This window comes from Streptomyces sp. AB3(2024), assembly GCF_041862025.1.
Classification (GTDB): Bacteria; Actinomycetota; Actinomycetes; order Streptomycetales; family Streptomycetaceae; genus Streptomyces.
In genome coordinates this window covers 1-10,338 of sequence record NZ_JBGWAB010000192.1, presented here as the reverse complement: position 1 = coordinate 10,338, position 10,338 = coordinate 1, and the positions used below count along the sequence as shown (strand labels likewise).

The 10,338-nt window shown below is 73.4% G+C and carries 11 protein-coding genes; 7 read left to right on the top strand and 4 right to left on the bottom strand.

Annotated features, from left to right (window positions below):
• Positions 1 to 69: 69 nt before the first annotated feature.
• The 4 genes from ACEPPI_RS38035 to ACEPPI_RS38020 all read right to left on the bottom strand — a co-directional run bounded on the left by ACEPPI_RS38035 (position 70) and on the right by ACEPPI_RS38020 (position 1,876).
• Positions 70 to 372, bottom strand: a complete 303-nt coding sequence (locus ACEPPI_RS38035) for a hypothetical protein (RefSeq protein ID WP_373919830.1) — start codon at positions 370 to 372, stop codon at positions 70 to 72.
• Positions 373 to 489: 117 nt separating this feature from the next.
• A complete protein-coding gene (locus ACEPPI_RS38030; RefSeq protein WP_373919829.1) occupies positions 490 to 717 on the bottom strand; it encodes a DUF3107 domain-containing protein in 228 nt (75 codons plus the stop codon).
• Between the two features lie 157 nt (positions 718 to 874).
• Positions 875 to 1,513: a TetR/AcrR family transcriptional regulator gene (locus ACEPPI_RS38025; protein ID WP_266842108.1), complete on the bottom strand. Its 639-nt coding sequence runs from the start codon at positions 1,511 to 1,513 to the stop codon at positions 875 to 877.
• 147 nt (positions 1,514 to 1,660) lie between these two features.
• The gene (locus ACEPPI_RS38020; RefSeq protein ID WP_373919828.1) at positions 1,661 to 1,876 is read right to left on the bottom strand and encodes a hypothetical protein; all 216 of its coding nucleotides are present in this window, start codon (positions 1,874 to 1,876) and stop codon (positions 1,661 to 1,663) included.
• A 136-nt stretch (positions 1,877 to 2,012) separates the two neighbouring features.
• Between ACEPPI_RS38020 and ACEPPI_RS38015 the strand changes: the two genes are divergently transcribed.
• The 7 genes from ACEPPI_RS38015 (at position 2,013) to ACEPPI_RS37985 (ending at position 10,137) form a co-directional block, all read left to right on the top strand.
• On the top strand, positions 2,013 to 2,993 hold the full coding sequence (locus ACEPPI_RS38015) for an alpha/beta fold hydrolase (RefSeq protein WP_373919827.1): 981 nt from the start codon (positions 2,013 to 2,015) through the stop codon (positions 2,991 to 2,993).
• A 5-nt stretch (positions 2,994 to 2,998) separates the two neighbouring features.
• On the top strand, positions 2,999 to 4,420 hold the full coding sequence (locus ACEPPI_RS38010; RefSeq protein ID WP_373919826.1) for a DUF3152 domain-containing protein: 1,422 nt from the start codon (positions 2,999 to 3,001) through the stop codon (positions 4,418 to 4,420).
• 69 nt (positions 4,421 to 4,489) lie between these two features.
• Entirely contained in the window at positions 4,490 to 4,585 is a 96-nt protein-coding gene (locus ACEPPI_RS38005; protein ID WP_323178900.1) for an Ms4533A family Cys-rich leader peptide, read from the top strand.
• Positions 4,586 to 4,791: 206 nt separating this feature from the next.
• A complete protein-coding gene (locus ACEPPI_RS38000; protein ID WP_373919825.1) occupies positions 4,792 to 6,528 on the top strand; it encodes an ABC transporter substrate-binding protein in 1,737 nt (578 codons plus the stop codon).
• A 5-nt stretch (positions 6,529 to 6,533) separates the two neighbouring features.
• Positions 6,534 to 7,508 (top strand): ABC transporter permease, encoded by a 975-nt coding sequence (locus tag ACEPPI_RS37995; protein ID WP_373919831.1) that lies wholly within the window; start codon positions 6,534 to 6,536, stop codon positions 7,506 to 7,508.
• Entirely contained in the window at positions 7,505 to 8,497 is a 993-nt protein-coding gene (locus ACEPPI_RS37990; RefSeq protein ID WP_373919824.1) for an ABC transporter permease, read from the top strand. The genes ACEPPI_RS37995 and ACEPPI_RS37990 overlap by 4 nt, the downstream gene beginning before the upstream one ends.
• The gene (locus tag ACEPPI_RS37985; RefSeq protein WP_373919823.1) at positions 8,494 to 10,137 is read left to right on the top strand and encodes a dipeptide ABC transporter ATP-binding protein; all 1,644 of its coding nucleotides are present in this window, start codon (positions 8,494 to 8,496) and stop codon (positions 10,135 to 10,137) included. Before ACEPPI_RS37990 ends, ACEPPI_RS37985 begins: the two co-directional genes overlap by 4 nt.
• Positions 10,138 to 10,338 lie beyond the last annotated feature (201 nt).

The following is a 10,338-nucleotide window of genomic DNA, read 5'->3' as shown; positions in this document are numbered from 1 at the left end:
GATCTCCGCGGAACCCCCCGCGGCCGGGGCCGGCGCGCGTGCGGGGCCCGGGTCAGGCTCCAGCGCCGCTCAACCGCGCGACGGGAGCGAAAACGGAGGCCTGCGGGACGTTCTTCCGGAGCCCGCCGCGGGCCGCAGGAGCAGCGAGAGCACGACGGCCGACACGCCCAGCCCGCCGAGGAAGGTCGCGAGCAGGGTGTTGTGCCAGGGACCCAGCGCCGTGTGCGTGAGGTACGCCCCGAACAGGGCCCCCGCCACCCCGCTGACCAGCACCGTTCTGGTGGAGGGAAGCCGCTTGGCGAGTACGCGCACGGCGGCGCCCGCGAGGGCGAGGCCCAGCAGGCCGGAGCCGATCGCCTCCAACAGCAGCATCAGGTCACTCCCATACGTCAGGGCAAACCGGGTCACTGCGGTCCTACCCGAAGCGGAAGAAACGGAAACGGCCCGGCGGTGTCAACCGCCGGGCCGTTCCCCTCAGTTCCCGGTGCCTCAGAGAGCTCCGAAACCGACCTTGCGCACGCTCGGCTCGCCCAGGTCGACGTACGACAGGCGGTCGGACGGCACGAGGACCTTGCGGCCCTTGATGTCGGTCAGGCTCAGCAGCGGCGCCGTGCCGGACAGCGCGGCGGCGACGATGCTCTCCAGCTCCTCGGCGCTCAGGTCGCTCTCCAGCACGATCTCCCGGGGTGCGTGCTGCACGCCGATCTTGACCTCCACGGCTATGTCCCTCCGACGGTCCGTTTCGCGCGATCAGCCGCGCCGTACCCGGTCCACATTAGCCCGGTGAGGCGACGCGATCGGCTCGCGGCGGACACGCTCGCAGCGAACAGCGGCCGGTCAGGGCCCGCCGCCGGCGCCCGCCGGACCCGCCCGCTCAGCCCTCGGTGCCGTGCAGCGGGAAGCCGGCGATGCCGCGCCAGGCGAGCGAGGTCAGCAGCCCCACCGCCGTGTCACGGGGGACCGGGCTCGCGCTGGACAGCCAGTACCGGGCCACCACCTGGGAAACGCCGCCCAGGCCCACGGCCAGCAGCATCGACTCGTCCTTCGACAGGCCCGTGTCCTCGGCGATGACGTCCGAGATGGCCTCCGCGCACTGGAGCGAGACCCTGTCGACGCGCTCGCGCACCGCGGGCTCGTTCGTCAGGTCGGACTCGAACACCAGTCGGAACGCGCCACCCTCGTCCTCGACGTACGCGAAGTAGGCGTCCATCGTCGCGGCGACGCGCAGCTTGTTGTCGCTGGTGGACCCCAGTGCCGTGCGCACCGCCACCAGCAGTGCCTCGCAGTGCTGGTCCAGCAGCGCCAGGTACAGGTCGAGCTTGCCGGGGAAGTGCTGGTACAGCACCGGCTTGCTGACGCCGGCACGCTCGGCGATGTCGTCCATCGCGGCGGCGTGGTAGCCCTGCGCGACGAACACCTCCTGGGCCGCGCCCAGCAGCTGGTTGCGCCGGGCACGGCGCGGCAGTCGCGTGCCCCGCGGACGCGCTGCCTCGGTCTGCTCGATGGCTGTCACGCCGCCTCCCACTTTCTTCAAGAACACAGTGCGCTCTGCGCCGCGCCGCCATCGTACTTTTCGGTAACCGAATCTGGTGGGTTCAAGCCGAGTTTTCTCGCGGTACGGACCACCCGGACACACCCCTGACACGCTGGTCAGCGCCCGTCAGCGGTAGTCGTCCTCGTCCAGCGGGACCACCCGTGCCTGCTCCGCGGCATCCGCCTCCGGAGCCTCCCAGGGCTCCAGACCGGTGAGTGAATCGTCCTCCTGCGGCTCGATCTCGATGGACTGCTCCGCGGTGTCCGCCTCCGGAGCCTCGGTGTTGAGCGCCTCCCGGAGTTCCTTGCGGAAGGTCTCCGGCTCCGCGGGATCGACTGTCATCTCGCTCCCCTCGCCTTCCCTCGTCCTCCTCACCTACGAGCCTAGGAGGATCGGCGGTCCGCCGCCAGACGATCCTGTGACCGCCAACACAAGCGATGACACGGGGGCGAGCGTGATCGTCTCGTAACATTGGCCCATGTCTTCGACCGAGCTGCCGGGTGTGCGGTCCACCGTCGAGCCGACCTCCCAGGTGGGAGCCGCGCGGGTGGCCGAAGGAGAGCAGCTGCGCACCGTCGCGCTGCCGGGCCTGGAGATGAACGTACGTTTCCGGCCACCGGTGCGGGAGGGCTTGCCGCCCGCGCTCTTCGTGCACGGACTAGGCGGTTCCTCACAGAACTGGTCGGAGCTCATGGAGCGGCTGGCCGGCAGCGTCGACGGCGAGGCCGTGGACCTGCCCGGCTTCGGCTGGTCGCCGCCGCCCGCCGACCGGGACTACTCCGTCACCGGGCTCGCCCGCGCGGTCATCCGCCACCTCGACGCCGCCGGGCGCGGCCCCGTCCACCTCTTCGGCAACTCCCTCGGCGGCGCCGTCTCCACCCGCGTCGCCGCGGTCCGGCCCGACCTCGTGCGCACCCTGACCCTGGTCTCGCCCGCACTGCCGGAGCTGCGCGTGCAGTGGTCGGCGGTGCCCACCGCCCTGCTCGCCGTACCGGGCGCGGCCCCCCTCCTCGTCCGGCTCACCCGGGGCCTGAGCGCCGAACAGCGCACCCTGGGGGTGACGGGCCTCTGTTACGGAGACCCCTCACGGGTGACGGAGGAAGGCTTCCGGGGCGCCGTCGAGGAGATGCGGCGCCGGATGGAGCTGCCGTACTTCTGGGAGGCGATGACGCGTTCCTCGCGCGGGATCGTCGACGCCTACACCCTCGGTGGCCAGCACGGACTGTGGCGCCAGGCCGGGCGCGTGCTCGCGCCGACCCTGCTCGTCTACGGCGGCCGGGACCAGTTGGTCTCGTACCGGATGGCGCGCAGGGCCGCCGCGGCCTTCCGCGGATCGAGGCTGCTGAGTCTGCCCGAGGCCGGCCACGTGGCGATGATGGAGTACCCCGAGGCGGTGGCCGCCGCCTTCCGGGAGCTGCTGCACGACACCGACCGGAATACCGAAGACAGCAAGGGCTGAGAACCGTGGGACGACATAGTCGCAAGGACTCCGCCCCCGCCGGTCCGCGGCCGGAGGCCGCGCCGCGGGAGCCGGAGCCGGAGCCGGAGCCGGAGCCGGAGCCCTTCGCACCCGGGCCGGCGTTCCGGGGTGCGCCCGGAGCGCGCCGGAACGCCGAGGCCACCGTCAGCCACCGGGGCTACGCACCGCCGGCCCGCCCCGCCCCGCCCGGCGCCCGCCCCGGAGGGCACCCCGAGCAGCGCGAGCCCGGCGGGGCCTGGGGAGCGGGCCCCGCCCCCGAAGCCGCCGACGTCCACGGCGACTGGCGCGGCGCCCCCCGGGCCACCGTGCACACCCCGCCGGTGCGCGGCACCGAGACCGCGGTGCGCGGTACCAAGACGCCGGTGCGCGGCGCCGACGCGCCCGTGCGGGACACCGACACCCCGGCCTTCGGCACCCCCGCCGTCGGCTTCCCCCGGGTCACGGTGGTGCCCCCGCCGCCCGCGCCCGACCCCCTCACCTCCACCGGCTCCCACCGCCGCGTGCCCGGTCCGCGCCGGCCCGGAGCGCCCGCGACCCGCGTGGGGTCCGGGGCCGCCGAGCCGCCCGTGGCGGGCCGGGGCGCGCGGATCCGTACGTACACCGGGATGGCCGCCGCGGCCGTCACCACCGTGCTGGCCGTCGTCGTCGCCGGTCAGGTGGTCGCCGACAGCGACTCCGCCCCCGGCAACGCGCACGCCGCCGGGGACGACGCCCCCGAACGCTCCCTGAGCGGCCAGTCCGCCGCCTCCCGCTCCGACGGCCGCGCCACCCCGGCCAACCCGCCCGCCGCCGCCGCGCAGCCGCAGACCTACGAACAGCAGATGGCGCGGCAGCTGCCCATCGACGCGAAGCTCGCCGGTCCGGGCACCTTCGACACCGTCCCCGGCTTCGCCAAGGCGCCGGGCAAGGGGAAGGTGGTGCGCTACCGCGTCGACGTCGAGCAGGGGCTGGGCCTGGACCCGCAGCTGTTCGCCGAGGCCGTGCAGCGCACCCTCAACGACCCGCGCAGCTGGGGCCACGGCGGTGCGATGACCTTCGAGCGGGTACCGGCCGGCGAGGCCGACTTCGTGATCACCCTGGCCAGCCCCGGGACCACCGGCACCTGGTGCGCGAAGTCCGGACTGGACACCACCGTGGACAACGTCTCCTGCGACTCCGCCGCCACCGAACGCGTGATGATCAACGCCTTCCGGTGGGCGCAGGGCTCACCGACCTACGGCCCGGACCAGATGCTCGCGTACCGGCAGATGCTCATCAACCACGAGGTCGGCCACCGGCTCGGCCACGGGCACGTGAGCTGCCAGACCCCGGGCTCGCTCGCGCCGATCATGCAGCAGCAGACCAAGTCCCTCGACATCGACAACATCCACTGCCTGCCCAACCCCTGGGTCTTTCCCGGGAGTTGACCGAAGAGCGACGGAGGACGGCCGGATCGGCGTTGACAGCCCGTCCGGTGATCGGTAATTGTTCTCCGCATGTCGCACCGCCACACCACCGCCGCGAGCGCCGCCATAGAGCTGGCGCTCCTCGGTGTGGCCGCGCACAGCGTGGCCGACATCTTCTGTCGCTGACGCCTGCCTGAGCGCGCGACCCGTTTCCGAACCGTCTCGCCGCGCCCGGGCACTCCTGCCCGCGGGCGCGGCGTCCTCCTCCTCGGTGCGCATTTCCACCGGTGATTCCGAACGCCGCCTCCCGCGCGGCCGCTTCCGCATCCCGTACACCGCATCCAGCAGTCGGCAGCCATCGCGCCGCTGCACGCCGAGAGGTCCCTTTTCCCATGCGTCAGTCCCAGATATCGCGCCGTGTGGCCGCGGTCGCCGTCAGCCTCGTACTGGCCGGAGGCGCCGCCGCCTGCGGGCCCGAGGGCGCCGCGGACAAGGCCTCCGCCGGCGGCAAGCCGGGCGCTTCCGGGTCCGCCCCGCAGAAGGGCGGCACCCTGACCGTCCTCAACAACGAGCCGCAGAGCGACTTCGACCCCGCCCGCCTCTACACCTCGGGCGGCGGCAACGTTCCCTCGCTGGTGTTCCGCACGCTCACCACCCGCAACCGCGAGGACGGTCCGGCCGGCGCCAAGGTCGTCCCCGACCTGGCCACCGACCTCGGCAAGCCCAACGCCGACGCCACCGAGTGGACGTACACCCTCAAGGACGGGCTGAAGTACGAGGACGGCAGCCCCATCACCACCGCCGACATCAAGTACGGCATCGAGCGCTCCTTCGCCGCGGAGCTCTCGGGCGGTGCCCCCTACCTGCGGGACTGGCTGGTCGGCGGGGAGACCTACGAGGGCCCGTACAAGGACGGCGGCAAGGGCCTCGACTCCATCGTGGTGCCCGACGCGAAGACCATCGTCTTCAAACTCCGCAAGCCCGAGGGCGAGTTCCCCTTCCTCGCCACCCAGACGCAGTTCGCCCCCGTACCCAAGGCCAAGGACACCGGCGTCAAGTACGAGGAGCACCCGGTCTCCTCCGGCCCGTACAAGGTCGCCAAGAACACCGGCGACGGCGAGACCCTGCTGCTGGAGCGCAACGAGAACTGGGACCCGAAGACCGACGAGGAGCGCAAGGCCTACCCGGACAGGATCGACGTCCGTTCCGGCCTCGACGCGGCCGTCATCAACCAGCGGCTGTCCACCAGCTCCGGCCCCGACTCCGCCGCCGTCACCACCGACACCAACCTGGGTCCCGCCGAACTCGCCCAGATCGGCGACAACAAGGAGCTCGCCTCCCGCGTCGGCACCGGCCACTTCGGCTTCGTCAACTACCTGGCCTTCAACCCGAAGGTGGCCCCCTTCGACAACCCGAAGGTCCGCCAGGCCATCTCCTACGCGGTCAACCGCACCAGCGTGATCAACGCGGCCGGCGGCTCCGCGCTGGCCGAGCCGGCCACCACCTTCCTGCCCGAGCGCGAGGCCTTCGGGTACAGCGCCTACGACCACTTCCCGGCCGGAAAGACGGGCAACCCGGCCAAGGCCAAGGAGCTCCTCAAGGAGGCGGGCTTTCCCGACGGGCTCACCGTCACCCTCACCCACTCCAACGCCCAGAACCGCCAGACCAGCCCGGAGATCGCCACGGCCGTCCAGCAGGCCCTCGCCGCCGCCGGCATCACCGTCAAGCTCGAAGGCCTGGAGACCAACGCCTTCAACGAGCGGCGCTGGGACGCCAAGAACACCCCCGGCTTCTTCCTCTCCCGCTGGGGCGCCGACTGGCCCTCCGGCGGCCCCTTCCTCGCGCCGATCTTCGACGGCCGGCAGATCGTCACCAACGGCTCCAACTACAACCACGCCCAGCTGAACGACCCCGCCGTGAACACCGAGATCGACGAGATCGCCAAGCTCACCGACCTCGCGGCGGCCGGCAAGCGCTGGGGCGCCCTCGACAAGAAGATCGGTGAGCAGGCCCTGGACGTGCCGCTCTTCCACCCCGTCTACAAGCGGCTCGTCGGCAAGGACGTCAAGAACGTCGTCATCAGCGACTGGACCGGCGTCCTCGACATCTCCCAGGTCGCCGTCAAGTGAGCGTCCTGACCAACGGGCCGGTGCCCGCGCCCGGGGTCACCACCCCGGCCGCGGGCACCGGCCGCCAGGTCTGGCGGCGGCTGCGCGGACGCCCGTCCGCCGTCACCGCCGCCGCGGTCCTGGCCCTCCTCGTCCTCCTCGCCCTCGCCGCACCGCTGTTCGCCCAGCTCACCGGCCAGGACCCGAACACCTACCACGACGACCTCGTCGACTCCGCCCGCGGCGGCGTACCCCTCGGCTCCTTCGGCGGGATCTCCGCCGACCACTGGCTCGGCGTCGAACCCGGCAGCGGCCGCGACCTGTTCACCCGGCTGCTCTACGGGGCCCGGATCTCCCTGCTCGTCGCCGTCGGCGCCACCACCGTGCAGGTCCTCGTCGGCGTCGCCGCCGGACTCGCCGCCGGACTCGGCCACCGCTTCCTGGGACGGTTCATCGGCGGCGTCACCGACGTGATGATCGCCCTGCCCATGCTGGTGCTGGCCATCGCCCTGACCGCCGTCGTCCCGCCCGACTTCCCGCGCCCCCTGCTGCTGATCCTCGTCATCGGCGTCCTCGACTGGGGCGGCACGGCCCGGCTGGTGCGCGCCCAGACCCTCTCCCTGCGCGGACTGGACTTCGTGGAGGCCGCCCGGCTGTCGGGCAACGGCACCCTGCGGATCGCCCGCCGCGAACTGCTGCCCTCGCTGGCCGCACCCGTCATCACCCTCGCCGCCATCAAGGTCCCGACCAACATGGTGATCGAGGCCTCGCTGTCCTTCCTCGGGGTCGGCGTGAAGCCGCCCACCCCGTCCTGGGGACAGATGCTCTCCAGCGCGCAGACCTGGTTCCGCGCCGACCCCGCCTACGTCCTGCTCCCCGCCGGACTGCTCTTCGTCACCGTGCTCGCCTTCACCGTCCTCGGCGACGGCGTCCGCACGGCCCTCGACCCGCGGGAGGGCTCGCGCCTGCGGGTCGGCACCAGAAAGGAGCGCACAGCGTGACCGGCTTCGTGCTCAAGCGGCTCGGCGCGGCCCTGCTGGTGCTGCTCGCCCTGTCCGCCGTCGTCTACGCCCTCTTCTACCTCGCCCCCGGCGACCCCGCCCGCCTCGCCTGCGGGGAACGCTGCAACCCGCAGCAGATCGCCCAGGTCCGCGAGCAGCTCGGCCTCAACGCCTCCGTCCCCACCCAGTACCTGCGGTTCCTCCAGGGGGTGTTGGCCGGCCGGGACTACTCCGGCGGCGCCGGACTGGTGCTGCACTGCGACGCGCCCTGCCTCGGCTTCTCGTACCAGAACGACCGGCAGGTCACCGAACTCCTCCTGGAGCGGCTGCCCGCCACCTTCTCGCTGGCGCTGGGCGCCCTCGTGATCTGGCTCGTCATCGGCGTCGGCACCGGACTGCTGTCGGCGATCCGCCGCGGCGGTCTCACCGAACGGCTCCTGACCGTGGTGACCCTCGCCGCGACCGGCACCCCGGTCTTCATCCTCGGGCTGCTGCTGCTCATGGCCGTCTGCGCCTACCTCCAGTGGCTGCCCTTCCCGACGTACGTGCCCTTCGGCGAGGACCCCGAGCAGTGGGCCTGGAACCTGCTGCTGCCCTGGGTCACCCTCGGCTTCTTCGAGAGCGCCAAATATGCGCGCCTCACCCGCAGTTCCACCCTGGAGACCCTCGCCGAGGACCACATCCGCACCTTCCGCGCCTACGGGGTGGGGGAGCGGGCCCTGGTCACCCGGCACGCGGTGCGCGGCGCCGTCGCGCCCGTGATCGCGCTCAGCGCCGTGGACTTCGGCACGATGATCGGCGGCGCCGTGCTGACCGAGTCCCTGTTCGGCATCCCCGGCCTCGGCAAGACCCTCATCGACGGGGTGCGGGTCGTGGACCTGCCGGTGGTCGTCGGCGTCGTCCTCGCCATCGGCGCGGCCGTCGTGATCGCCGGCGCCGTCGCCGACCTGCTGTACGCCGTGGCGGACCGAAGGGTGGCCCTGACATGACCGAACCGCTCGTGGACGTCAGCGACCTGGTGGTGGACTTCCCCGTCGGCGCGCCGGGGGAGTACCTGCGCGCCGTGGACGGGCTGTCCTTCACCCTGGAACCCGGCCGCGCCCTGGCCCTCGTGGGTGAGTCCGGCAGCGGCAAGTCCACCGTGGCCGCCGCCCTGCTCGGACTCCACCGCGGTACGGGAGCCCGGCTCGGCGGCACCGTACGGGTCGGCGGCACCGACGTGGGCACCGCCCCGCCGCGGCAACTGCGCGCCCTGCGCGGGGGCACCGCGGCGATGGTGTTCCAGGACCCGCTCAGCTCCCTCGACCCGTACCACTGCGTCGGCGACCAGATCGCCGAGGTGTACCGGATCCACACCGCCGCCTCCCGGCGCGCCGCCCGCGCCCGCGCCGTCGAGGTCCTCGACCGGGTGGGCATCCCCGACGCGGCCCGCCGGGCCCGCTCCCGCCCGCACGAGTTCAGCGGCGGCATGCGCCAACGGGCCCTGATCGCGATGGCGCTGGCGTGCGAACCCCGGCTGCTGATCGCCGACGAACCCACCACCGCCCTCGACGTCACCGTCCAGGCCCAGATCCTCGACCTGCTCCACGGCCTGCGCGAGGAGCAGGGCCTGGGGCTGCTGCTGGTCACGCACGACGTGGGCGTGGCGGCCGGGAGCGTCGACGAGCTGCTGGTCATGCGGGGCGGCTCCGCCGTGGAGCGGGGGCCCGTGGGCCGGGTGCTGTCCGCCCCCGGGGCCCCGTACACCCGCGAGCTGCTGGCGGCCGTCCCGCGGCTCGACGGGCCGCGCGCCCCGAGGCCGCGCCCGGCCCCCGACGCGGACGGGCCCGTCGTCGAAGCCTTCGGCCTGCGCCGGGAGTTCGGCCGCGGGAAGCGGCGGGTCGTCGCCGTCGGCGGACCGGACCGGGCCGACGGGGTCTCGCTGGCGGTGCGCCGCGGGGAGACCCTCGGCATCGTGGGGGAGTCCGGCAGCGGCAAGAGCACCCTCGGGCGGATGCTCGTCGGACTGCTGGCACCCGGCTCCGGCCGGATCCACCACGAGGGCCGGGAGAGCCCGGGCATCGCGCCCGGCGCCCAGATGGTGTTCCAGGACCCGGTGTCCTCCCTCAACCCCCGCCGCTCCGTGGGAGAGTCCATCGCCGACCCGCTGCGCGCGGCCGGCCGGGGCGACGAGGCCGCGATCCGGGCCCGCGTGGAGGAACTCCTGACCCGCGTCGGCCTGGAGGCCGGGCACTACGACCGCTACCCGCACGAGTTCAGCGGCGGCCAGCGCCAGCGCGTCGGCATCGCCCGCGCCCTGGCCCCGAAGCCCACGCTGATCGTCTGCGACGAACCGGTGTCCGCCCTCGACGTCACCACCCAGGCACAGGTCACCGCCCTGCTGGCGGAACTCCAGCGGGAACTGGGGATCGCGCTCGTCTTCATCGCGCACGACCTCGCGGTGGTCCGGCAGGTCAGCGACCGAGTCGCGGTCATGCGCGGCGGCCTGATCGTCGAGGAAGGCCCGGTCGACGAGGTCTACGACCGCCCCGCCCACCCCTACACCCGGCAGCTGCTGGACGCCGTACCGGCCCTCGACCCGGGGCTGGCGGCACGGCGGCGGTCCGCGCGGCAGGAGGTGTTCGCGTAGGCCCGCACGGGTGCGGGACCCCTTTCTAGCGTGCTCGAACGCGAACCGTACGGGAAAGTTACGACTCTTCACCCCTTCCGGTGGGGGGGGGGGGGGGGGGGGGGGGGGGGCGGGGCGGGGGCCGCCCCGCGGGCGGGGGGGGGGGGGGGGGGGGGGGGGGGGGGGGGGGGGGGGGGGGGGGGGGGGGGGGGGGGGGGGGGG

Excerpts from the sequence above, each read along its gene's own strand:
- ACEPPI_RS38015 (WP_373919827.1), top strand. The coding sequence starts at position 2,013 with ATGTCTTCGACCGAGCTGCCGGGTGTGCGGTCCACCGTCGAGCCGACC.
- ACEPPI_RS37985 (WP_373919823.1), top strand. The coding sequence starts at position 8,494 with ATGACCGAACCGCTCGTGGACGTCAGCGACCTGGTGGTGGACTTCCCC.
- ACEPPI_RS38000 (WP_373919825.1), top strand. The coding sequence starts at position 4,792 with ATGCGTCAGTCCCAGATATCGCGCCGTGTGGCCGCGGTCGCCGTCAGC.
- ACEPPI_RS38005 (WP_323178900.1), top strand. The coding sequence starts at position 4,490 with ATGTCGCACCGCCACACCACCGCCGCGAGCGCCGCCATAGAGCTGGCG.
- ACEPPI_RS38020 (WP_373919828.1), bottom strand. The coding sequence starts at position 1,876 with ATGACAGTCGATCCCGCGGAGCCGGAGACCTTCCGCAAGGAACTCCGG.
- ACEPPI_RS38035 (WP_373919830.1), bottom strand. The coding sequence starts at position 372 with ATGCTGCTGTTGGAGGCGATCGGCTCCGGCCTGCTGGGCCTCGCCCTC.